Source organism: Yersinia massiliensis CCUG 53443 (assembly GCF_000312485.1).
Lineage (GTDB): Bacteria > Pseudomonadota > Gammaproteobacteria > Enterobacterales > Enterobacteriaceae > Yersinia > Yersinia massiliensis.
In genome coordinates, this window is sequence record NZ_HE997646.1 from 259,371 (window position 1) to 285,174 (window position 25,804).

Below are 25,804 nucleotides of genomic sequence, written 5' to 3' on the forward strand. Positions count from 1 at the left end.
TCTCCTTAACCCAGCATCAAAGCCAGACGCGCAGCTACATCTGCTTGCGCCAGCGTTTCTTGTTCACCATTCCGCAAATCTTTTACCACTACTTTCTGTGCGGCCACTTCGCTTTCGCCAAGCATTAATGCAACACGGGCTCCCCACTTATCAGCACGGGTAAATTGCTTTTTGACATTACCACCGCCGTAATTGGTCATTAACTTCAGCGTTGGCATAGCATCACGCAAATCTTCAGCAAGTAGCATCGCGGCACTTTGCGTATTTTGACCCGACGAGATGACATAGACGTCAACCGTTGCTGGTACTTGGAAATCAGCGTTGACGGCCTGCACCAGTAGGACTAATCGCTCTAGCCCCATAGCAAACCCTACAGCAGGCGTAGCACGACCACCTAATTGTTCAACCAAACCATCGTAACGCCCACCCGCACAAACTGTGCCTTGTGCGCCTAAGCTGCTCGTTACCCACTCAAACACTGTGCGGTTGTAATAATCCAAGCCACGCACTAAACGTTCATTAACGGTATATGGGATGCTGGCCTTGTCTAAAAGTTCACACAAACCGGCAAAATGTTGTTTTGACTCTTCATCTAAATAGTCAGATAGCTTAGGCGCGTCATTGAGCAGTTGTTGCACGTCAGGATTTTTGGAGTCCAATACGCGCAATGGGTTGCTGTACATACGGCGCTTGCAATCTTCGTCCAACACCTCAATGTGTTGCTCCAAAAACGTCACTAATGCTTCGCGGTAATCTGCCCGTGCATCTAAGGAACCAATCGAGTTCAGTTCAAGCTGTACATGTTCTGATATACCCAACGCACGCCACCAACGGGCGGTCAGCAAAATCAATTCTGCATCAATGTCCGGCCCTTGTAGACCAAAAACTTCAGCGCCTAATTGATGGAACTGGCGGTAGCGGCCTTTTTGCGGGCGCTCGTAGCGGAACATTGGGCCGATGTACCACAAACGTTGTTCCTGATTGTACAGCAGACCATGTTCAATCCCAGCACGCACACACCCTGCCGTGCCTTCCGGACGCAGAGTCAGACTTTCGCCATTGCGATCGTCAAAGGTATACATCTCTTTTTCAACCACGTCGGTGACTTCACCAATGGCGCGTTTGAATAACGGGGTCTGCTCTACAATCGGCATGCGAATTTCGCTGTAACCGTAGCCTGCAAGCACTTGTTTCAAGATGCTTTCAATGCGCTGCCATATCGCTGTGTCGGCAGGCAGGTAGTCGTTCATACCACGAATGGCTTGAATGTTCTTTGCCACGTCTGTTCTCTGTAGTTTTATCCCTATCTAGCATGAAGTGGCTGCATCATCAGCAGCAACCCCAGTAAGACTGGGCATAGTGCAAAAAATAAGGTCGATTATAGAGGCTTGCTACCTATTTATTCAATGGCGACAATTTGTTGCCTCTACCGGCGCAATAATAAAGTGGGGCTAGCCCACTTTTACTGACTGGCTAATATTGCATAGCTTATAACGCTTATTTATCATCTAGTTGATTGATAGCAATACGATTATTAGCATCAAGTATTGAAGCTTTGGCGCGAATTTTTGCTTCCAACTGGTCAATCATCTCTTTGTTATCAAAACGTTCTCTTTGCCGAACACCGTCTTCGTAGAAACCACTTTGATTACGGGCACCGGTCACACCAATGGTCGATACTAATGCCTCACCCGGCCCATTGACGACACAGCCAATGATAGAAACGTCCATAGGAGTAATCAGGTCTTCCAATCGTTGTTCCAGCGCATTCACCGTGCCGATAACATCGAACTCTTGACGAGAGCAGGTTGGACAAGCAATAAAATTAATCCCCCGAGCACGAATACGCAGTGATTTCAGAATATCGAAACCTACTTTGACTTCCTCGACAGGATCCGCCGCCAATGAGATACGCAGTGTATCGCCAATCCCTTCTGACAGCAGCAAGCCTAATCCAATCGCCGATTTCACCGAACCACTACGCGCACCACCAGCTTCAGTGATCCCTAAATGCAGCGGGTTATTAATTTGCTTCGCTAACAGGCGATAGGAGTTTACGGCTAAGAAAACATCGGAGGCTTTTACACTGACCTTAAACTGATCGAAATTAAGACGATCGAGAATATCGACATGGCGCATCGCGGACTCAAGCAATGCTTCCGGTGTGGGTTCACCGTATTTCTCCTGAATATCTTTCTCCAGCGAGCCACCATTGATACCAATACGAATAGGGATATTGTGATCGCGGGCGCTAGCGACCACCTCCCGAATACGGGATTCGTTACCAATATTTCCGGGGTTAATTCGTAGGCAATCAACACCATATTCAGCGACTTTAAGGGCAATACGGTAGTCAAAATGAATATCGGCAACCAGCGGCACATTAGACTGCTGTTTGATTAACTTAAATGCTTCCGCCGCATCCATCGTCGGGACTGAGACACGCACGATATCCACACCAACACGTTCCAAGGCTCTGATTTGGGCAACAGTTGCGTCAACATCCGTGGTTTTGGTATTGGTCATCGATTGCACAGCAATCGGCGCACCATCGCCAATCGGCACTTTACCGACGTAAATCCGAGTCGATTTACGTCGAATAATTGGGGATTCGTTATGCATTACACACTCTCCTTTACAGTCGTGTAGTTTATACAACAGAGCAGTCTTGCAAAACTACAGAGGTTGTCTATTTGAACCACCCTGTAGTTTGTCAAGACCACAATATTACTCTACACCGACAGTCAGGCGGGCTACGCGATTAGCCTTAATAAATTTACTTAAATCTACTGGATTACCCTGATAAGTAATCGTCAGCGCACCTGGTGCACCGATGGTCAGTTTATAAGGCGATTTACCCGATAGATTGAGGGTAGCCCCTCCTTTCTGGATACCGCTAAACAACGTTTTCCCACTGGCATCAACAACCTGTAGCCAGCAGTCAGCGGTAAAGTTCATGACTAATGAACCCGCAGATGATGCGGCACCATTTACGCCAGCATCTGCTGTTGGTAATGGCGATTGCGCAGTAGAAGAAACATCAGGCAGCGGAGCCTGACTTGGGGAAACAACAACGGAATCTGCTGGTGCGGCCCCCTGAGGGGCAGTCTCGACACGGCTATTGGCCATATCGGTTGGTGCCGCACTGTTTGTCGCTGGCGCTGAACTCGTTGCGGTAGAAGTTGGTTCGCTGCTAATAGGTGCCTGTGCATCCGAGGATGCTGCAGGATCACTATTATCATCAGTCAACGGCACACTTTGCGCACCATTTTGCGACAGTTGGGCAGAAGACTGATCCGCCATTGTCGCAATTTCAGCTTGTTGCGCCTGATGATTTTGCCACCACCATGCGCCAGTCAGCCCTAACACAACCAACACAATTAGCCAGGTGAACGTCATCAACCAGCCATCACGTTTTTTATGCTTTTTACCCAATGAAAAACTCTGCATTGGGGCAACTTTCGTCGCTCTGACCGGAGCCTGTTTTTCTAGCATTGGCAACAGTTCATCTTCAGGAAGATGAACCAGCTTGGCGTAAGAACGAATGTAACCACGGTGGAATGTCGAGGCGAGATTAGCTTGTGCTTTATCCTCCTCAATATCACGAATTGTGGATACTTTCAGACACAGACGTTCTGCAACTGTCTGCTGAGTGAACCCGAGTGCTTCACGGGCTTGACGCAGGCGCACACCTGTCGTCTCTGGAACAGTTTGATCTTGGGAGGCTTCAGTATTCATTAGCTAGAAAATGCTGGTACTGTTTGGATTGTGGAAAACTTCGCGCAAGCTGCTTGCCATAGCGTTGAACACTATCTTGACGGCCTGCTAGCGCGGCGAAACGAATTTGTAACCATAAACTTTCAGCACTGGCTGGTAGCGTATGTTGGTAAACATCCAGTAATAGTTGCGCCTGAGCGCGATTCCCTTCTCCAAAATGCCTTTCAGCTTCGGCAAGCAGCGACTCACCTTTATCTGGGTCATACTTCAATGCTCGGCTCAACAATACTTTTGCCTGATCATTTTGGTTGGCCCGTAAAAAACAATATCCGGCGTTTTCCAGACTATCAGCAACCTGCCCGTAATCTGGTAACAGCGCTGCTGCGCTAAACTGTTGTTGGGCCGGTACATACTGCCCTAAACTACACAGAAACGCACCGTAATTATTCAGTACAGTGCCATTTCCAGGTGCCAGTTTCATCGCATGCTGATAACGCTGCTCTGCCGCATTGTTTTCGCCAATACGCTGCTCATAAAATGCCATGCCCAATTGAGCGCGATAATCCTGCGGATCCGCCTCTACAGCCTTCTCAAGATTCAGCCGCGCAGCATTAAGATCACCTTGCGCCAAATACTCTAAACCCAGTTGTAAACGCGTCTGCCCTGCCGCTGGCTGGCTGATTTTTTCCGGCGATGAACCGGAACACCCAGCCAATACCATTGCTAGCAGGCAAACTCTCCACAGTCTTATCAGCTTCATGCTTTCTCAATTGTCCTTATTTGTGAAGATGAGCGCTAAATTCAGACACTCATTTTAGTCCTATTACTGGCATTTGAATAACTTTTTCATTGTCGAGAAACTTACAAATTATAAGTTAAATAACAATTAGTTATCCTAGCCAATCCAATCTTATGAATCAGACTGTCTTAATGGCAATAGGTTCACCCGCCATTTTCTTTTTCAACGTGCGTTTAGTGCGGTCAATCACTTCACCGGCCAACTGACCACATGCGGCATCGATATCATCACCACGAGTCTTACGAACAATGGTGGTAAAACCGTAATCCATCAGTACCTTAGAAAAACGATCTACGCGACTGTTAGAGCTACGACCATATGGTGCACCAGGGAACGGGTTCCATGGAATCAAGTTAATCTTGCATGGCGTATCTTTTAAGCACTCAGCTAATTGATGCGCTTGATCGGTACTGTCATTGATGTGATCCAGCATAACGTATTCAACCGTAACCCGCCCACCATTAGCGTTGGATTTTGCCAAATAGCGACGAACCCCAGCGAGGAAGGTTTCAATATTGTATTTACGGTTAATAGGGACGATTTCATCGCGAATATCGTCAGTCGGTGCATGCAAGGAAATGGCCAGTGCCACATCAATCATATCGCCCAATTTATCCAGCGCCGGAACAACGCCAGAAGTGGACAGCGTCACTCGGCGCTTGGACAGACCAAAACCAAAGTCATCCATCATGATATCCATGGCGGGTACGACGTTATTCAGGTTCAGTAAGGGTTCGCCCATGCCCATCATCACCACGTTTGTGATAGGACGAGTACCCGTTGACTTCAGTGAGCCGATAACCTGCGCTGCGCGCCATACTTGACCAATGATTTCAGATACGCGTAAGTTGCGGTTAAAGCCTTGCTGCGCTGTTGAGCAGAACTTGCACTCTAACGCACAGCCTACCTGCGATGAAACACACAAAGTGGCGCGATCGCCTTCCGGGATATACACGGTTTCGACTTGCTGATCACCCACTTTGATGGCCCATTTAATGGTGCCATCGGTAGAACGTTGCTCTTCCGCTACTTCAGGTGCGCGAATTTCTGCCACACGTTGTAACTTCGCGCGTAGCACTTTATTGATGTCGGTCATTTGCTCGAAATCGTCGTAGCAATAGTGATACATCCACTTCATGACCTGATCTGCTCGGAAAGGTTTTTCGCCCATATTGGCGAAAAACTCACGCATCTGTTGGCGATTTAAATCGAGCAGATTGATTTTGCCAGTGACGGGGGTTGAGGTTTCAACCGCATTGTCAGGCTGAAGGGCAGCATCAATTGACGCTGATGCAGTTAATAATTGTTCGGACATGAGTTGTCGTGGCCTCGTTGTTACACTTTACGGCGCTGCGCTATAAACCAGGTATGGCTTCAGAAACGGCGATATATGAATAAATATAAATAATAAAACGCCCCAGAAGAGATAACTCTACCGAGGCGCGGCATTGTACGAATTTTAAGGCATGGATTCCATGATTGGAAAGGCGCCGGAACAACTTTATTGTTTCTGTTGGTTAAATACCGGTCATTTCCAAACTGAATCAATTAATTAGCTGCGAGAAAAAATCTCATCAGCGGCAAAGAAATAAGCGATTTCACGCTGAGCAGATTCAACAGCATCCGAACCGTGTACCGCGTTAGCAGTGAAGCTATCGGCAAAATCAGCGCGCAAAGTCCCGGCCAAAGCGTTATCTGGGTTAGTTGCACCCATAATATCACGGTGGCGCTGAACAGCATTTTCGCCTTCCAACACTTGAACCATGATTGGGCCTGATGTCATAAATTCGACCAAACCATCAAAGAATGGGCGGCCTTTATGTTCGGCGTAAAAACCTTCGGCTTGTTCTTTAGACAGGTGCAGCATTTTTGCCGCGATAATTTTGAAACCAGCGCTTTCAAAACGTGCGTAGATAGCACCAATATCATTATTAGCAACAGCATTGGGTTTGATGATGGAGAAAGTACGTTCTAAAGCCATGATAACCTCTATTGGATTTCTAATATTGACCAGACTCGGAACCACCCTCAACTTGATCAATCAACCGATAAGTGTGGCGGGCAGACAGTTCCTTTTACGACAAAATGATGCCGACCTGTACAGTGGCCGCAGATTATAGGGGTGTGATAAGCGCTTGCATATGGGAATCACAACATTTTATTAAAAAATATTTATCTTAATTGCTCAAATTTATGCACAAATCACATTTATCTGGCCCCATTTACAATTCTTCAATAAATCTAAACCCAACTTTCTTTTTTACAATCGCTGAGGGTTGGCTAATCACATCTGAAACTAAAGCCCGTTTACCTTTTTTAGCGGCAAACTGAGCAAGTGCTTTGATAGCTGCGGTGCCAGCACCTCTAACCGTCCCCACATTTAACGGGTGCAGCACATACGCAGGATCTGACAGTGACCCCCCAATCCCCATATCTGTTTCGTTAATATCAACAGCCAATGTGATACTCACTATCTTCCCTGATAGCCGCACGATGACATAAATATAATCTTCGCGACTGGTTCTTAACCAACTCTGAATAACATCACTGACAATACGCGAGGCTGGAATAACCGAGTCTCTGGCACGACGTACGCTGGGTTCAATATCATCAGAATCTTCACTACTATTTATCATCAGTGGAAGAGGCTGGCGGTATATCCGGTGCCATTCATCTACCGTAGGACTCACATTTTGTCGAGCGGACAACGTTTCAGTGGGTGGACCTGTAATGATTTCAATCTCAAAATTCAGTTCAGGATGCTCAACCCACTGCCCTGCCTCTCTTATTCTGGGAATAGTTTCTGTATAGCTGAAGTTTTCTAGTACCAACTCATAACGGCCAAGCAGTAACTCCTGTGAGCGCTGTGGTGGGAGTACTGGGGATTCAGTATTATTATGACTAAGATAATTGGCATAACTGAGTTGAGAGAAGTCGAATGCTGTTTTTAAGCGAATCAAATCCTCATCGACATTCGCGGCAATAAAAGCCCCGACGCTACGGACCAGGCGTGTCTCGGCTTCAATATCTGATACGGCATACCCAGTATCCTGATGATGAAGAATACGATCAATGACTCGTCCAAAATTTTCTGCATTCCAGCCTGCTAGGCTGCCGCCAAATAACAGAGTAAAGCTCGTTAGGATATCCAATGTCCAATCAATACATGCAGGAGAGTCTTCACGCCGAGTCCGTATATGTGGGAGTAATTGTTCCTTCATCGAAACTTTACAAGCTAAGGCGGTTGCAAGCAGCGTTAGTGATTCCTTATTCAATCCAGCCTTAATATGGGTGAGTGTGCCGTAGGGCGTTGATGAAAGAATCAAATGATTTCGAAAAATATTTTCATTATTGGAATCAACTTTAGGTAAGGGTTTTGATGTACCTGAAATTTGCAATATTTTATCGCTACTGCCATCAAAGAAATCAGATACATTACCCACGAAACGATCAACCTGATTGCATTTCCCTTGAACAATATAGTTATAAATATTGAGTATTGGCATTAACCAACAAGACGCCACACTTGGGATACTACGTTCAACTCTTCGCTTAGCTTTTTCAACGGTCATCACAATTTTATCTATGATAACTGATTTATTTTCATTTAAGTTGAAATTCAAAATAGAAAAGTGAATATCATCTTTACTGGGATTAAATAAATATCCAATTATGGGTGATAAATAGCGCATTTCATAGTCAAAAGATTCTATAAATTGCGATTCAAAATACCCGCCATTGAAACGTGTCAATATTGACAACCGATTACTATCACTACTCATTTCATAATAAGCAGCATTACTAATGTAATCATGAATATAATATATAACTCTATCTTTAACTCTGATAAGCCCATTATCAGACAACCAAATTAAATAATCATCATTACCTGTCAGCTTAAGACTGATTAATACTTGCTTTGCACCTATCCGTTCATCATTCCAATATTGACCAAAAACACTCTTTATCGGGATAACCATCTTGTTATTGACAACACAAGAACGATCACAAACAAAATTATCTATTTGCGATGCCGTAATACTCGAAATATTAAAAGCCATGCCCAGTTCTTTTAAAGCATCTAACAAAAAGTTCTCGGTTAACACGAATCTATCGCCATTGTAACGGTCATCTTTGTAGAGAGTCACTTGCATAGCTGAAGGGACACTAATCGAGCTGATCCTATCATTCAATGAGTCCGAAATATTATGTTGCTTTTCATTATATAAGTCAGTTTGTTCATCATCAGAGAGGCAAATGGCCTTACCATCGAACCGGTCATACTCATAAAAACAAGCAGAATACTTTATTTTGAAAGAACTAATAATATCGTTAAAATATCTTAAATCTGGATGAGATAAAAAATCAATATTACTTTTTAATGTCATTGAACGACCAGAAAAGTTATTACCCTCATAGATTAAAACAGTCATACCCTTCGGAACACTAATGGATGATATCCTGTCATTCCAGTTCTTCATTATACTTTTAACTTCATTGCCTTCTGCAGCACAGATAGATTCTCCTGTATAATTAGAGTCTGCATAAAAGCAAATTTCATTTCTTTCTGCTAACACCTTAGAGCTTAAAACCATTAGCATTAAAAAAAATAATAGTAGACACTTATTCTTCATCATTAAAACCCACCCTATCGTTAGTTAAGGGAAATGTCTTTATGGCGATATAGGTTGCCAGCAACCAAGTGAGTCTAGCGAATAAGTGAATGTTATTTACATCTCATTTTTTATTACAAGAAGTCTAATTTTAAAATTATTGATGCAAATACTGTAATTTCTTTATTAAAGAAAAAACTACTCTACACGAAACCCCAAATTACTGACTAATCCACTTTCGTCCAATAGACTAAGTTGATAGTGTCCTGGGGTAGACAATGTTTGTACCCATGACTGATTATTTTCAGTTACTGCAACTTGCTCCCCATTGAGAAACCACCAGTGTTGTCCACTGCCACCTTGGGTTGCAAGACGCAGATCAAGACTGTTATGACCGGGTAAACGTTTAACAACAGCGCCATCACGCAGTCCTAAAATCAGCAAGGGGGCTGGGTCAATACGACCTTGTGGTGGGCATTGCGGATTCATTGCTGGCAAACGTTGTTTGCGGCGCTCTACGACCGGTAACCAAGGTTCAAGTGGCAGCGGCCATAACGCGATTTGATGTGGCGTGGCCTGCGGGCAGTCAGCCGCCACTCGCAAGCCCTGAGCATCGAGCCACACACTGAGTTGGCTACCTTGTACATTCTCCTGACCTGCTGCCACCAATGTGGGTGGCAGTGTGCCATCAAGCACCCAGCTCTGGCGACGTTGTCGGCAGTTACTGTCCCCCGCCGCCAGCGGCTGTCCATTTGGCCAACAGATCTCTGCTCGACTAACTGATGCAGGCCGCGGATCCCTCGGTAACTGGCGGCCATTTTGTTGCATTCCCACTAGCAGCAAGTTATTGACTTGATTGAGAATAGGGATAGCCGTGGCATAACCAAACTGCCCAGCGACAGGGGTCCCGTCGGGCCGCCCGACCCACACGCCGATGGTATAACGGGCATTGACTCCGATTGCCCACGCATCACGATAACCGTAACTGGTGCCGGTTTTCCAAGCCAAGGGTACTGTTACCGGCAAGCTATCATCCGGCAATGGTCTGCTTTCGCCGGCTAATATCCGCCGGATAATCCATGCCGCACCCGCTGAAAACAGCCGACGCTCCTGCACCTGCTGCTGGGGTTCAAAGCGCAATGTCGCCGCCATACCACCACGAGCAAACGCACTATAGGCGGCAACTAACTGGTCCAATCGTGAGCCCGTCCCGCCAAGAATGACTGCCAGACTCGGTTCACTGTGAGGTGGAAAGCGCAAGTTCAGGCCGCCATTGCGTAAATTCGCAGTAAAGCGTTTAGGGCCGTAGGCTTCCAACAATTGCACTGCCGGTAAGTTCAGTGAACGGACCAAGGCTTCGCTGGCACTGACTGGGCCATGAAATCCGGTATCGAAATTACCGGGGCGATAATCACCGAAGCGGCGCGGAACATCCTGCAACAAGGATTCAGCATGGATCAGACCGTCATCCAATGCCATCGCATAGAGAAATGGCTTCAGTGTCGAACCCGGTGAACGCCAAGCGCTAACCATATCCACATGGCCGAAGCGGCTGTTATCCTGAAAATCAACCGACCCCAGATAAGCCCGTACATTCATGGTGGTATGATCAACCACCAGCAGCCCCAGCGATGTTTTCTCTGGTAATTGCCGACGCCAACCGGCAGCCATATCTTCCAGTTGGCGCTGCAATGGTGCATCTAACGTGGTCTGAATCACTTCCCGCTGATTGCCTGTACTCAAACGCCGCGCCAACAGTGGGGCTAGTTGTGGCACCTGACGCGGTGCTAACCAGATATCTTCTTGTTTAATCTCAGCCACCTGTTCTGCCGACCACACATGATAATCAGCTAAACGAGTGAGGACTTTATCGCGCGCCGCTTTGGCAAGCAGTGGATAACGATCAGGGCGCAAGCGGCTAGGGGCTTGCGGCAATACCGCTAACAATGCAGCTTCTGCAGGGGTTAATTGGGAAGGCGGTTTCCCTAGATAGGTCCAGCTGGCGGCCCCAATCCCTTGTAGCGTGCCACCAAAAGGGGCGCGATTCAGGTAGAGTTCGAGAATTTGATCTTTGGAGAAATGCCACTCAAGTTGAAAGGTTCGCCAAACTTGCCGCAACTTGCCGGTAAACGTGCGTGGATGTGGGTCGATAAGGCGTGCAACTTGCATCGATAACGTACTGCCACCAGACAGTATTTTACCTGCGCGCAGATCTTGCCAAACAGCACGGGCCAACGCCAATGGATTGACGCCTGGGTGAGTGTAAAACCAGCGATCTTCGAATGTGAGCAGCGCTTGCAGGTAGTATGGCGAAACGTCTTGCAGTTTGACCGGATAGCGCCATACACCTTCGGCATCCGCAAAACGCCATAAGGGCGTGCCGTCTTCAGCCACCACCACGCGGGCGACCTGAACTTGCGTCAATGGCAATGGCCATAACCTATCTGCCAGCCACAACGCGGCCGGTAGTAACAAGGCTATTATCACCAACGCCCACCACAGGCGACGATAACGAGAAAACGGCGCGATTCGCATAATGTGGTCCCCCCTTCAGTGCAGCGCGTCGCCAGCCATCAAGGGGGAAAACTTATTTAACGATTTCAAGTTGCATCGGCGTGACACCTAATGCTCGCCAATCCGGCACATACATGGATTCTACTTGTGGCGCGGGCACTTGGTAGATACCCGGTGTGACCGCGCGCGCCAGATACAGCAAGGTCGTGTGGCGGTAACCATCAACGCTAACCGCCGCAACATAGCGGTCATCACGGAATTCCTGATGCTTAATATCTGACTGCTGCATATCCTGCAATAGCTCGGTCACACTGTTGGCGCTCTCACCCAAACTGGCGCTGCTGTCTCCCAGATTTTGGTTTTCCAGCTCCAAGCCCGCAGGCAGTAAATCTACCACCAGTGCATCCGGTACGCGCTGATCAGCCCACACATCGAGATGCACCAGCACTAGTTCACCACTTTTCAGTTGCGATAGCTGTAACGGCTTGCCATCAAGCCCGATATAACTGCGGTTGATATGGAGGTTGCGACTAAACGGGACTGGTGTTTGCTGCGGATAACCCACGACATCGACGCGGCTGTACAATGGAGTTTCACCTCGGTTTTGCAGTTGCATCCCTTCAGCCAGTTGTTGCGCCGACCAGTTTTGGTTCAATGCACTACTCTGCGTCAGCGTGGTACTGTTCTCGAGTGATGCCGTCTGCGATGCTATCGCCAGTTGCCATGGTGTCTCAGCTCCACTCATGAGTGTGCGGCCCGCTAAAAACAACGCATTACTTTCTTGGGTGGAGAGATAATTACGGCCTACCAGTGTATCGGATAGCGCCAACAAACGCGTATCTCGCGCTTCTGGCAGTAAATTGTTGTCGGTTAATAGTGCCAAAATCAACGCATCATCGCGCACTGAACTGCCGTAATCTTCCAGCCAATAATCCTTATCGCTACGCTGGGTATTCAGCCCTTGTGTGATGGCTTCTTTGGCTCGTGGCATATCGCCCATCAACTTCAGTGCGACCCCCAACTGTACCAGTGGCAGACCTGAACGAGCGTCATTGCTGCGGGTATACAATTGGCGCAATGCTCCCAGTGATGCCTGCTGCTGCTGCGCGAGCACTAAACCGGCATAGGCTTGCACGGCAAAGCGGGTGTGCTTGGTTTGCTCACTGTAACGAATTTCAATCTGGTTAGGATCTTGCAAATAGCGCTGCAAGCGTGCATTGGCGGCGGTTAATGCGGCCGCCGGCACACTGTAACCCTGTTGGCTTGCGCGATACAGGAAGTCAGTGGCATAAGCCGTCAGCCAAAACTCTTCAGGGCTGTCATTGCTCCACAAACCAAAACCGCCGTTATATCGCTGCATACTGAGCAGATGCTCAATACCCACATCGATCGTTTGGCGTCGTTTTTCATCGCTATCCGCCTTAATCCCTAGCGCAGTAAGTTGCGCGTGGTTGCTGTACAGCGAAGGATATAATCCGCTCACCGTTTGTTCCAGACAGCCATACGGATAAGCGTATAACTCGCTGATATAACGCGCCAAATTGAGCGGCGGACGGCTGGTTACCAACAGTTGCCCTTGCAGAGTTTCTGGCGCTAATCCCGCTAGGGCTTCCGCTGGCAGGCTCCAACTTTCGCCACTGCGCAGTACATTGGCGAAATGACGAGTTTGAGCAGGATAGGCTGGACGCACACCAATTTTCCAATGATGTTGATAGTCAGCCAGTTTCTCATTAGGTAACACCATACCCTTGATGGTCAAGCCAATATCACCCTGCCCAAAACCATTCAACGCTCGAACCGGAATCAATACCGTTTTACGTTCACCATTGGCCAGCGTGACCGTTTGAGTGGGTTCGCCTTTTAACGCCAATAAATCGCTGGCGACGAGATTAAGAGAAAGAGTTTGCGGCTGGCCGGATAAGTTACTGAGATCTAACGCCAACTCTGTGCTATCACCGCCAGCTAAGAAACGCGGAGTAGCCAATTGAGCAATCAATGGCGCGGCAACCACCACTTTAGACTCCGCCTTACCGAAGTCCTCCTGACTCCAAGCTTGCGCCATCAAGCGCAGTTCACCGTTGAAATCAGGGATCGCCAATTCGACCGTGCCTTCACCTTGCGCATTCAGTGTGACAGGTTGAGCTTGCTGCGCCACGATGGTCACTTCAGTGATCGGCTTTTTGCCCCCACGAGATAGTGCATCTTCGTCATCACCATCACCACCAAACCGTAAGCTGGCTAAACGGCCCTGCCCTTCAATGAGCTGCCCGTAAACATCGTATTGATCGGCGCTGTAACGTTTACGACCAAAGAAAGCATCGTAAGGGTCCGGCGTTGTGTAATCGGTAATATTTAAAATCCCGCTATCAACAGCAGACACCAGCACTTGTACTTTTTCAGGCAACGGTGCCCCCGTACGTTCCGCTTTCACTTTCACCGTTAAGGTTTGATTCGGCCGAATACGTGCAGGCGCGTCTAATTGCAGTGCTAACTTACGAGTTTCATCCACTAACGGCAGATGCAGCAAACCAATAGCCCGTTTAGGGGTCGATTGCTGAGCTTTGTCACCGGGGCGGATCACCGTTGCACTGAGATATAAATCATGGCGATTCCAGCCGTGGTTAATCGGCACTTCAACCTCAGAGCCCCCTTCTGGAATAGTCACTTCTTGCCACCAAAGTGGGCCGTCGCTGGACTCCACCAATAGGTAGCCATTCCCAGCGGCAGGCGCTTGAATGTGCAATTTCACTTTTTCGCCTGGGCGATAAGCCGGTTTATCCAGCGTCAGTTTCACTTGGTCCGGTCGTACAGCACCACTACCCGAGGTATTATCTTGCCAACTGTAACCGGCCCAGAAGCGCGAACTGCTGACCAGCTCATTATCAGGATTGCTCACCTCAATACGGTAGGCGCCCCATTCCACTGGGAAGCTCACTTTCGCGCTGCCGTTGGCAGCGATATTGACGGTTTGCTCCGCCAGTTGGAGATCTTTTTTATCAAACAGTGACTGCCAGCCATCGCTTTCTGACCACTGCCAGTAATAATCGCGGCGTTCACGCACCAACTTAACTTTCAAGCCATCAACCGCGAGCTTTTCACCGTCGGCATTGGCATAAACGATTTCAAAATCAGCCTGCGTGTCTTGATCGACCATCGCTTGCGACTTATAGCTGTCACTGCGGTAATCATATACCTGCTGTTTATTGAACAGTGGGCGAATACCGGCCAGCGCTTCGGCAGGCCACACGGCTTGTTCCGCGCGGCGAGTGACCGGTCGGCCGCCTGATTCCAACAAACTGGCCTGTAAAATCACTTTTAGTGGCGACTGGGCATTTTGCCAGTTGTTCTCTACTTCAACATCCGTTTGGCCGTCACTGTCGAGCGTGGTATCAAACTCATCCAAAGTCCGTGACAGGTTTTCTTCGATAATCGAACCAAATTCAAAACCGGGTAATGACGCAACAGCTTCACGTTGCGGGCGTAAGAACAGTTGGCCTTGCAAGCGGTTGCCAGAAGCCGGAGCACCGTATAAATAGCGGCCCGTGACGGCAAAACTCGCTTCACTGTCGGTGGCGATAGGCTCTTTACTGGCGCTAATGTCCAACGCCATACGTTCAGGCAGGAAATCTTCCACTTTGAATTTGTACAAACGCGGCTGGTTATCACCCAAGTCGAAACGCAGCGACCACTCCCCCGTCGGGCCAGCCTCAGGAATAGCGTATTGGTATTGATAGAGCCCCTCTTGCGGCTGCCAGACAAAACTGCGCACCACTTGGCTATCGGGTTTGAGGATATCGACTTTCACCGGTTGCGTGGTTAACGGTTTCCCGTCTGCATCGCGCAGTAACCCATTGACGATTAAGGTTTCACCGGGGCGATACAAATCACGGGGACCGAAGGCAAAGAACTGCTTCTGGAAACCTTCCGGCCCCGCGATATCAAATTCAGCCAGATCCAGCGCGGGTGCATTGAGGTCAATCAGGCTGGTTTGCCCGTTCTGCGACGCCAATAACAACTTCGCTTTGGTATTTTTGTCCAGTTGCGCATGGCCTTGCCCATCCGTCTCGGCCTGCGCCAGCACTTGGCCTTTATCATCTAATAGCTGCAATGACACGCCTTTCATGGCGGCACCACCTGCCAGCGCTTGCGTGAAGACATCCATCCGGTTGTGGTAGCTGTGCAGTGAAACACCAATATCACTGAGGGTAAATAAGGTGGCCGCATTGGTATAGCTGTAATGCCCGGCTTGTTGCATCACTGCCAGATAAACACCAGATTCTTGCAGCGGCTTAATATCCGCCAGTGGTAGCAGCAGTTTTTCACGGGTATTGACGGCAGGATTGAGGTCAAAACGGCCGGTATAGACCAAATCAGCCATTTTCAGCAGATCGTCTGACTCCCAGTTAGAGAGTGAACTGCGATACTGCCAAGTGGCGAGGAAGTTAGCCAAGCTATCTTGCTTAATGCGGAAGAAGTTCACATCAACATTATCCACATTCAGTGCCATCACCGGCAGGCCTTGTGCCAGTTTAGCGGGCAGCAAAGAACCACGACTGGCAAAACCAACACTCGGTTTGATATCACGAGTGGTGATTTGCTGCTGTTGTTGCGCACCAAGCTGAGCGCCGCCCACTCCTTTTAGCGTGCTATCAACGGTCAACAGCAATTTGCGCTCAGGTTTGAGGTGGCGTAAACGCAGCTCCATCGAATTGTCTGATAGCTCCCAGCCACCATCAATTTTGCCACTGACAGTATCCACTAGATGCACTTGTGAAGCGAAATCCTGATTTGGGTCCAGCGGTTGCGAGAAGGTCAGCACCATAGCACTGGCCCCATCCAGTTGCAGCTCCGAAGCATCCAGTAAGGTCAACGGCTGATCGGCATGGCGTTTGGCTAATTCTGCCAATGTTGCCGCATCTTTTGCTTTGCTCACCGGAGTGTCGGGAGTAGAAACTGTCGCTTGCGTCGCGACCGGCGCAGGTGCGACGACAGTTTCATCTTTACTTTTACTGTCATCGCAACCCGTTAAAAGTAATGTGGTACTTAATAACACACCACTGACGAATGTCGCTGTCCGATGCCCTTTCATGAATGAGATTAACCGCTGCAAACCGATGTGATTCATATCTTGCTCCCTGGCTGATAGCAGGATTATAGCATTCGTCTGAAGGGTAATATAGATAAGCACTCATGAGAGTTTTCTCAGCACAAATGAACGTAAATTTCACTAATTTATATTTGGATTTTTTAGGAAAAGATCGGAAAATGCATTTAATATTTTTTTGATAAAATTTTAATTTAATTAAAATTAAAAAGTAATAGACAAAAGAATAATTGAATTAAATCAATACAAAACAACAAGTTAATCACAACCACTCTAACTGAAAAATAGAATTAAAAATCAAATAAGTATAAATCAAAGTAATTAATGTTTTAATAACTAGGCTATAGACCTTTAATTCCTTATATTCCTCCCAACATTTTTACTTTGTTATTTTCATTAAGTCTTTCAAATTCACCTGTAAGTAGGAAATTATAAAACTATGTCTCATCGCAATACATTAAATACGCGCTTATTACCTTTATCTATTCTGATCTCTTCGCTGATAGCATCTGGAACAACTACGGCTACATCATCGATGCCTACAAAAAATAATATTTCTCCAAATGGCCCTCAGGTAAGTACAGGCAATGTCACTCAGGTGCCGACAGGCGGCTTTCAACGTATAGCTAATGGTGGAAGTTTCTTGCTTGGCTATAATCCGGTAGTGAGCACTAAATCTTCTACTGATGTACCAATGGAAGATATCTTCCCTGCCGGAGTGCCGATTACGCCCGAGATGATCGAAGAAGCTAAGCTTCAGATTGAGAAAGTAAAAGCGAGTAATGAGCGGACTATAAAAGATTATGAGAACCAATTATCCAAGTTAGCACCTAACGAGAAAGCACAAGCAACTAAAGACTTAGCCAAAATTAAAGATAGTCTTAATAAAAAAGTGGCGAATTTAGAAACTGCGCTGGCCTATGCAATAAATCCAAGCGATGAGAATAAAATTAAACTCACTGCAACTGCAAAAGATGTTTTTGTTGACAAAGTCAGTACCCAAGATGGGTTCACAACTGCAGAAGCAGAGTTGCTAGTTACCGCACACTTAGCCAATGATTTAACAGGACTTCCGTCAGAACTTAAACTGAAAGTAGAAGCCCTCCAAAAGCTGGATAACTATCTTAAGCAAGGTGTCATTACCCAAGAACAGAGAGAGAAGCTAGGCGCCAACTTAAATGATAAACAGTCAGCCATTGCAGATACTGTTGCCTTTGGTAAACAAGTTACCAGTGGTACCCACGATGTCGCGGATAAAAGTAAGATCATTGCCAGCGTTATTACAGACAATGGCAAAATAGACCTTGCAGCAGGTGCACATGCCTTTGAAACCGTGATCACCGAAGGCACCATGATTAGTCGCGGTGGTAAGGACTTCAACACGCTGGTTGGTGCTAAGGGCCTGTTAGAATTGGCAGGAACCGACAAAGATAACCTCGCTAAATCCATTGATGCGAAAGTACTTGAAGGGGGTAATGTCACGGTCGGTGAGTTTGCTCAAATTAATAGCCTGAGCAGTACGAAAGGTAAGATAGAACTTAAAACCGGTGCCAGTGCCTCTAATACCACTATTGATGGTGGTACGCTGACAATTGAAGCTGGTGCTAAAGCAGAAAAAACAACGCTAATTGACGCGGCTCTGGATTTGATTGAAGGCGCAACGGCTAACCAAACGATCATTGGCGCTGACAGTACTTTTACGCTTAAAAACAATGCGACCACCTCTGGAGCAATGTTGGAAGCTGACTCGAGTCAGTTTGTATTAGAGAGCGGTGCATCAGCCACTTCATCCACGCTAAATAACGGTACGATGACTGTTAAATCTGGCGCTAGTGCTAAAGATACGACTGTACAAGGTAGCGAAGGAAGTGAACTGATACTCGAATCAGGAGCCAAAGCTGAAAAGACGACAGTGCACGGTCGAGTGAACGCATTCATCATCCAAACAGGTGCAGAAGCACTTGACACTAGTTTGTATTTTGCCGAATTAAATCTAGAAAATGGCGCTAAAGCTGATGGTACCTTGCTGCTTGATGGCTCAAACTTCACTCTCTTCGACGGTGCAGAAACTAAAGATACCAAAGTTCATAGCGGGACGTTTACTGTTAATACGAATGCGACGGCCAACACCACCACGGTTAATCGCGGTAAGTTCGACCTTGCTGGTACGGCTAACGACACCCTACTCAACAACGGGGAGTTTAATGTTGCTGGTGGAGGCACTGCCAATAACACCACGGTTAAAGGCGGTAAATTCAGCGTGATGGAACGCGCTCAGGCCATGAAGCTTGAACTGGATGATGGTATTGCCATGATTGCCGGTCAGCTTAAGGACGCAACCTTAAATGGTGGTTCTGCTATCTTCGAAAAAACAGCGAAAATTAGCGGCACCATTGATAGCAAGGCAAACAGCGTTATTAGTGTGTATGAAGGCGCTAAAACAGCAGATGCCGACCTGAACTTAGGCGGTAACTTGCGGTTGATTGGCGCGAATGCACCACAGTCAGCGTTTCACCGTGCTGCAATGATAAATCCTGCACAGTTTGCCTTTAAAAATGTGACGCTGAACGGCGGCACGATTGATATGAGCAGTACCAATACTCAGTTGACCATGGCATCACTGGCAGGCAATGGTAACTTCACCCTCGCGTCATCACTGTACAACCAAGCAAATGCGCCACTGAATGTTTTGGGTAATGCTAATGGTACATTTGATATTCAGATTAAGGACAATGGGGTCGCACCAACTAACCTGAAACTTATTAGTGTACAGGGTGCAAACAATGCCCGCTTTACACTCGGCAACGGTGCAGTGAACTTGGGTAACTACCTGCACACACTCGTTAGCGATGGACAAGGTGGTTTTAAACTGGTGGCTGACCTCACCAAGTTGACGCCAAGTACTGCGGGTGTTTTGGCTGTTGCTAATACCTTGCCAGTTATCTTTAACGCGGAGTTAAGCTCGATTCAAAATCGTTTGGATAAGCAAAGCACCTCTGGCAATAAAAGTGGCGTATGGGTTAATTACCTGAACGATAATTTTAAAGTCAGTGGCACGGCAGCGAATTTCGACCAAAAACTCAGCGGTATGACCTTCGGTGGTGATAAAGCCATTGAAATTGGTGATTCAGTGCTAAACGTGGGCGGTTTCGGCAGCTACAGTAACTCAGATATCAAATCTGATTACCAAAGCAGCGGCAGTGTGAAAAGTAACTCACTGGGTGCTTATGCGCAGTATTTAACCAATAACGGCTATTACCTGAATGGTGTGTTGAAGGCAAACCAATTTAAGCAGAAGCTGAATATTGCCTCGCAGAGTCACAGCGCAAATGGTAATGCCAACATCTCCGGTCTGGGCATCGCGGTAAAAGCGGGCAAACATATCAATCTTGATGCAGCGTATATTTCGCCTTATGTTGCACTGAGCACCTTTACTTCAGGCAAGAGTTCGTCCGAGTTGTCTAACGGCATGAAAGTAGAGAATAAAGGTTCGAGTAACACAATGGGGACTATTGGTATGAACACTGGTTACCGCTTCGTATTGAACAACGGCGCTGAAATCAAGCCATATGCACTGTTGTCGTTTGATCAAGATCTGAAGGCGAGCAACGATGTGATGATCAACAACGAAATGTTTGATAACAGCCGTAAAGGAACTCGAATCAATGCCGGTCTGGGCGCTAACGTGAATGTGACGAAAAACCTGTCTGTCGGTTCTGAAGTTAAGGTGTCTAAAGGCAAAAACGTTGATACTCCGGTCACTATCAACCTCGGTGTCGCTTATACCTTCTAAATCGCTCACTAAGTTCTTCATGTAGCCATAAGAACTGAGTGTTGTCAGAACGATTGATTGTGATAAAACAATTTATTGTGATTAAAAAAGGGAGCCATGATGGCTCCCTTTCTATTGGCGCTTATTGGGCTAACCTATTTCTGATTGAAAATAGCACAGCCCTACTCTCCATTATTCCTAATGGCTAGTAGATGGAATCACATTCCTCAGCCAACTGCCCCATCTGCGTTGGTAAAATGCTTGGGTATGGGTCATCAGATAATGGCTGACACCACGCTCCTTCTCACTCACCAGACAAAAATCGACAGGGCTATCGTCCGGTGCGTGGTCGCTGGCAACATTGCCGGCCTCTTGAATCAACTGGTCAATCTCATCTTCAGGACCATCCACTTCTAGCCCAACCAGTAAGTTCGGTTTCTCGTCCACACTCTTATCATGCATCAGTGCCAAAAATGCTCGCCGCACAGGTTTACGCTGGCTGAATAGCTGTATTAGCGCGTCAACCATAGCTGAAGGGTACTCTTCTGGCTGCCCTAGCAGGATTTGACTCTCTTTATCGACAGTCATTTCAGCAGGCTGAGCGACACCACCATTTTCCAATAACATGGCGACTTCTTGCGGCCAAAACTCTTTGCCATGCTCTGATTTTGGATTCAAAAACAGGTGTGCGCCCTGTGTCATTTCGAATAACACTCGCACCGGCATCGCGATAAAAGGCTGTTTTTCGGCATTAAGAGGTTGGTCTTCGGCGAGATCCAGCGCCTGCTGCAACACCTCTATCGAAGTGAAGAAGGGAATGACAGATTCACCGTCCTGTTTTTCCCAATGCAAAATATTCACCCCATTAGCCGCCGTGAATGTCATCTCATCGTCTTCATCACTTTGCGCTGAGTTATCCACCAGCACTAAGACGGTGGCATCCAGTAAAGCGCGGAAAAAAGCGATGCGATGAATCGATGTCGTCGCGGCCAGTTTTAGCAGAGATTCTAAACTTTGGTCATCATCATGGTGGTGATGATCGTGGTTATCATCAATGGGGGGTTGCGGCAAACTCATGCTCTACTCCGGAGATTGACGGGGCGACTGCACCGATGGGCGCTCCGACGGCTCACGCCGTTACGACCCATCCGGCACATTTCCCCGCCGATTAACGTTGGTATCTGTCTGAGGGGCACAAAGCCGCCCCCGCTGATCTTTATAAAAAACTATTTTGCCTTCGCTAACAATAAATTGGCAATGGTACGCACCCCTAATCCTGTCGCACCGGCAGACCACTGATCAACTGCCCCTTTACGGTAAGTAGCTGAGCAATCAATGTGCAGCCAGCCTTGCTGGTAATTTTTCACAAAATGCGACAAGAAGGCTGCGGCAGTACTAGCACCAGCACTGTATGCGGCACCCGCCACATTATTCAATTCAGCAAAATTAGACGGTAACTGGCTACGATGGAATTCAGCCAAAGGCAAGCGCCAGAAGGGTTCATGCTCACTTTTCGCGCTGTTTAACAGCTCTTGCGCCAGCTCATCATCAAAGCTGAACAATGCATGATAATCATTACCCAAAGCGGTTTTCGCCGCACCGGTTAAGGTCGCTGCATCAATAATCAATGGGGCTTTTTGCTCAGAAGCATCAATCAGGCCATCGGCCAAGACCAAACGCCCTTCAGCATCGGTATTCATGATCTCGACCGTTTTGCCATTACGGTAACGAATGATATCGCCCAACTTAAAAGCATTGCCGCTCACCATATTATCTGCGCAACAGAGGTAGAGCTTCACACGTTCTTTTAGCCCGCGAGCCACCGCCAATGCCAATGCACCCGTCACGGTTGCTGCGCCCCCCATATCGGATTTCATGGAATCCATAAATGCGCTCTGTTTCAGGCTGTAACCACCTGAATCAAAGGTAATTCCTTTCCCCACCAAGCAGGCCATGACGGGCGCCTCTGGATTGCCGGTCGGGTTGTAGTCCAACGCCAAGAGTACCGGCGCACGATCAGAGCCACGCCCGACGGTATAAATCCCCGCGTAGCCTTGCTCGCGTAAATCTTCACCTTTAGTGATACGGTAGGTGACCGCATCGCAGGAAACAGCACACATCAAATCAATGGCATTTTTAGCCAGTTGCTCGGGACCTAAGTCTTCTGCTGGCGCATTAATGGTGTCACGTACCCAATCGATAATTTTAAGACGTTGTTCAAGTTCAGTTTTTTCATTCTCTGGCAGTTCTGCCCACTCAACGCTACGCTGACCTTTTGGTCCACGGAACCCTTGCCAAAATGCCCAGCTTTGCTCCAGCCCCCAGCCTTCACCGGCCAGCTTAACCTGCTTAATCCCTTGCCCATCAACCTTGCGGGCAGCACGTTGGATAGTACTTAACTTGTCGTTAGCACTCAGATGAATGGTCATGCCTTCTGTATTGGTACTGAGTAGCGCTTTCTCGCCCCAGCGAGCATCTGCTGGGCTATCGGATAAGGAGATTTGCATCATTTCTGTTGTCATAGACGACCTCGTCATTATTATTTTTTGCTGTTAGTCAGCTGATTATACGTGGCACTGTGTAAGCCACGGCGAAACAAAATTTTCTATCGAACGATCAAACTTTTCTAGCGAACACTTTACGCTAAAAAACGCCATCGGTTAGATATAAAGTAGCGGATAAAAAGTAACAGAAAGAAAAAAGTAGCAGAAAGAAAAAAGGCCGCTTACGCGACCCTTATCTGCTTACTCAAATTCATCTAACCAGACCAATAAGATAGCTTCTAGCACTTTTTCATTCGATCCCTGTGGATCGTCATCAAAATCTTCCAGATCACAAATCCACTGATGCATATCAGTAAAACGCACCGTTTTAGGATCGGTATCGGGAAATTGGTCGTACAGGGCTTCACCAATCTCGCGTGTATCTCGCCACGTTAAGCTCATTTTAGTGCTCCCGCGCATGGTTAATCGTATAGCGAGGGATCTCAACCACCAGATCTTCGTCAGTCACTCGGGCCTGACAGCTCAAGCGGCTTTCCGGTTCCAGACCCCACGCTTTATCCAACATGTCATCTTCCAACTCGCTGCTTTCTGGCAGAGAATCGAAACCCTCTCGTACCACACAGTGGCAAGTGGTGCAGGCACAAGATTTCTCACACGCATGCTCGATATCAATACCATTACGCAAGGCGACGTCCAGTATCGTCTCGCCTTGAGTTGCTTCCAGTACTGCGCCATCCGGGCAAAGGTCTTTATGGGGCAGAAATACTATTTTGGGCATGATTAAACCTCATCCACTGAATGGCCAGCCAAAGCACGGCGAATGGAGTCATCCATCCGGCGCGCGGCAAAATCTTGCGTTTGTGCATCTAACGCCTTGATCGCAGCTTCGATTGCGTTCGGGTCATTGCCCTGCATCTGCTGCTGTAATAACGTCATCGCTTGAGCGATAGCCGTACTTTCTTGCTCACTGAGTAATGCGGCGTCTTGCGCCAATGCGCCTTGCAAACTTTCCAGCACACGGGCGCCTTCGACGCGTTGTTCCGCTAACTTACGCGCACTGATATCTTCATGCGCATTCGCCATCGAATCTTTAATCATATTGGCAATTTCATCATCCGTTAGCCCGTAGGAGGGTTTCACCTGAATCGATGCCTCAACGCCAGTGGATTTCTCCATTGCCGTAACACTTAATAAGCCATCTGCATCCACTTGGAAAGTGACGCGAATATGCGCGCCACCCGCAGGCAGCGGTGGCAAGCCGCGCAAGGTGAAACGCGCTAATGAACGGCAGTCTTGTACCAGTTCACGCTCACCTTGCAGCACGTGAATCATCATCGCGCTTTGGCCATCTTTAAAGGTGGTGAATTCTTGCGCGCGGGCAGCAGGGATCGTGGTGTTACGTGGGATCACTTTCTCCACCAATCCCCCCATGGTTTCCAGCCCCAATGAGAGTGGGATAACATCCAGCAGCAGCATGTCGCTGTCGGGTTTATTCCCCACCAGAATGTCAGCCTGAATCGCGGCACCAATAGCGACCACTTTATCGGGATCAATGGAAGTCAGTGGCGTGCGGCCAAAGAACTGCCCTACTTGTTCACGCACCAGCGGAACACGGGTTGAGCCTCCCACCATAACCACTTGCAGTACTTCGTCAGCAGTGACACCTGCATCTTTCAACGTGCGACGACAAGCCATTAATGTACGTTTGACCAGTGAGGCGATCAAAGCCTCAAACTGTGCCCGCGTAACCTGTCCTTGCCAACCCGCCACAGAGACGTCGGCAACATCGGCATCACTCAAGGTAATCTTGGTCGCAATGGCCGCATCAAGGAGTTGCCGCTGGATACCATGATCAGCGCGGGAATCGATACCTGCTTGCTCACGTAGCCAGTCTGCCAATAGATGATCGAAATCATCACCACCTAATGCGGAATCACCGCCCGTGGCCAGCACTTCAAACACACCACGGCTAAGACGCAAAATAGAAATATCGAAGGTGCCGCCCCCGAGATCGTATACGGCAATCACCCCTTCTTGGCCTGAATCCAGACCGTATGCGATTGCCGCTGCCGTAGGCTCATTGAGCAAACGCAACACATGCAGCCCAGCCAAACGCGCGGCGTCTTTTGTGCCTTGACGTTGAGCATCATCAAAATAGGCAGGAACAGTGATCACGACACCATCAAGTAAGCCTTCCAACGCAGCTTGTGCACGCTGTGCCAACGCTTTGAGGATATCCGCAGACACTTGGATAGGATTGACCCATCCAGCCGCGGTCTGGATCATCGGTAAGCCGTTCTCGCTCGGTTGGAATTGATAAGGCAGATTAGGGTAACGCTGCACAATATCGGCCAAAGAGCGGCCCATCATGCGTTTGACTGAACTGATCGTATTGACGGGATCCTGCGCGGCGAACTCACGCGCATGCCAACCGACATCAATACCATTTTGTTGATAGTGCACCACAGAGGGCAAGAGGTCCCGCTGCTGTTCATCGACCAGCGTTTGCGCTTTACCGCTACGCACGGTGGCAACCAAAGAGTTGGTAGTGCCTAAATCTATCCCAGCAGCCAACCGACGTTGATGCGGGGCCGCCGTTAAACCAGGCTCACTAATTTGTAATAAGGCCATGTTGAGCTTCCATCAATCATGAGTCTATAGCTATACCGGTGATAAATTACAGGCCATATATAGCTATAAAAAAAACTGTCGCGACATGCTCTAATAAGAATTCATTCAGCATTTTGGTAACCAACAAATTGAATTTTATTTATTTTTATC

Annotated in this window: 15 protein-coding genes; 1 reads left to right on the forward strand and 14 read right to left on the reverse strand. The window is 47.8% G+C overall.

Annotated features, from left to right (window positions below; all coding sequences use genetic code 11):
- Nucleotides 1-5 precede the first annotated feature (5 nt).
- The 9 genes from hisS to BN68_RS15970 all read right to left on the reverse strand — a co-directional run bounded on the left by hisS (nucleotide 6) and on the right by BN68_RS15970 (nucleotide 16,768).
- Nucleotides 6-1,280 (reverse strand): histidine--tRNA ligase, encoded by a 1,275-nt coding sequence (gene hisS / locus BN68_RS15930; RefSeq protein ID WP_042806862.1) that lies wholly within the window; start codon nucleotides 1,278-1,280, stop codon nucleotides 6-8.
- 217 nt (nucleotides 1,281-1,497) lie between these two features.
- Nucleotides 1,498-2,622 carry a flavodoxin-dependent (E)-4-hydroxy-3-methylbut-2-enyl-diphosphate synthase gene (gene ispG, locus BN68_RS15935; protein WP_019212168.1) on the reverse strand — a complete coding sequence of 375 codons (1,125 nt, stop codon included), beginning with the start codon at nucleotides 2,620-2,622 and terminating at the stop codon, nucleotides 1,498-1,500.
- Nucleotides 2,623-2,727: 105 nt separating this feature from the next.
- Nucleotides 2,728-3,738, reverse strand: a complete 1,011-nt coding sequence (gene rodZ, locus BN68_RS15940) for a cytoskeleton protein RodZ (RefSeq protein ID WP_019212169.1) — start codon at nucleotides 3,736-3,738, stop codon at nucleotides 2,728-2,730.
- Nucleotides 3,728-4,477: a type IV pilus biogenesis/stability protein PilW gene (gene pilW, locus BN68_RS15945; protein WP_019212170.1), complete on the reverse strand. Its 750-nt coding sequence runs from the start codon at nucleotides 4,475-4,477 to the stop codon at nucleotides 3,728-3,730. The genes rodZ and pilW overlap by 11 nt, the downstream gene beginning before the upstream one ends.
- A gap of 157 nt (nucleotides 4,478-4,634) precedes the next feature.
- Nucleotides 4,635-5,831: a bifunctional tRNA (adenosine(37)-C2)-methyltransferase TrmG/ribosomal RNA large subunit methyltransferase RlmN gene (locus BN68_RS15950; RefSeq protein WP_019212171.1), complete on the reverse strand. Its 1,197-nt coding sequence runs from the start codon at nucleotides 5,829-5,831 to the stop codon at nucleotides 4,635-4,637.
- Between the two features lie 237 nt (nucleotides 5,832-6,068).
- Nucleotides 6,069-6,497, reverse strand: a complete 429-nt coding sequence (gene ndk / locus BN68_RS15955; RefSeq protein ID WP_019212172.1) for a nucleoside-diphosphate kinase — start codon at nucleotides 6,495-6,497, stop codon at nucleotides 6,069-6,071.
- Nucleotides 6,498-6,738: 241 nt separating this feature from the next.
- The gene (locus BN68_RS15960) at nucleotides 6,739-9,153 is read right to left on the reverse strand and encodes a peptidase inhibitor family I36 protein (protein WP_019212173.1); all 2,415 of its coding nucleotides are present in this window, start codon (nucleotides 9,151-9,153) and stop codon (nucleotides 6,739-6,741) included.
- 174 nt (nucleotides 9,154-9,327) lie between these two features.
- Complete coding sequence (pbpC, locus tag BN68_RS15965) at nucleotides 9,328-11,664, reverse strand: peptidoglycan glycosyltransferase PbpC (protein ID WP_019212174.1); 2,337 nt, start codon at nucleotides 11,662-11,664, stop codon at nucleotides 9,328-9,330.
- A 52-nt stretch (nucleotides 11,665-11,716) separates the two neighbouring features.
- The gene (locus BN68_RS15970; protein WP_019212175.1) at nucleotides 11,717-16,768 is read right to left on the reverse strand and encodes an alpha-2-macroglobulin family protein; all 5,052 of its coding nucleotides are present in this window, start codon (nucleotides 16,766-16,768) and stop codon (nucleotides 11,717-11,719) included.
- Between the two features lie 418 nt (nucleotides 16,769-17,186).
- Here BN68_RS15970 and BN68_RS15975 point away from each other — a divergent pair, with 418 nt between their 5' ends.
- A complete protein-coding gene (locus BN68_RS15975; protein ID WP_019212176.1) occupies nucleotides 17,187-20,540 on the forward strand; it encodes an autotransporter outer membrane beta-barrel domain-containing protein in 3,354 nt (1,117 codons plus the stop codon).
- 177 nt (nucleotides 20,541-20,717) lie between these two features.
- Here BN68_RS15975 and sseB read toward each other — a convergent pair whose 3' ends face one another.
- From sseB to hscA, 5 genes are all read right to left on the reverse strand, one after another.
- Nucleotides 20,718-21,596 (reverse strand): enhanced serine sensitivity protein SseB, encoded by an 879-nt coding sequence (gene sseB / locus BN68_RS15980; protein ID WP_019212177.1) that lies wholly within the window; start codon nucleotides 21,594-21,596, stop codon nucleotides 20,718-20,720.
- Nucleotides 21,597-21,745: 149 nt separating this feature from the next.
- On the reverse strand, nucleotides 21,746-23,041 hold the full coding sequence (gene pepB / locus BN68_RS15985; RefSeq protein ID WP_019212178.1) for an aminopeptidase PepB: 1,296 nt from the start codon (nucleotides 23,039-23,041) through the stop codon (nucleotides 21,746-21,748).
- A 222-nt stretch (nucleotides 23,042-23,263) separates the two neighbouring features.
- Nucleotides 23,264-23,464, reverse strand: coding sequence for a Fe-S cluster assembly protein IscX (iscX, locus tag BN68_RS15990; protein WP_019212179.1), 201 nt, complete (start codon nucleotides 23,462-23,464; stop codon nucleotides 23,264-23,266).
- Nucleotide 23,465: 1 nt separating this feature from the next.
- Entirely contained in the window at nucleotides 23,466-23,801 is a 336-nt protein-coding gene (gene fdx / locus BN68_RS15995; RefSeq protein ID WP_004713939.1) for an ISC system 2Fe-2S type ferredoxin, read from the reverse strand.
- Between the two features lie 2 nt (nucleotides 23,802-23,803).
- The gene (gene hscA, locus BN68_RS16000) at nucleotides 23,804-25,654 is read right to left on the reverse strand and encodes a Fe-S protein assembly chaperone HscA (protein WP_019212180.1); all 1,851 of its coding nucleotides are present in this window, start codon (nucleotides 25,652-25,654) and stop codon (nucleotides 23,804-23,806) included.
- Nucleotides 25,655-25,804 lie beyond the last annotated feature (150 nt).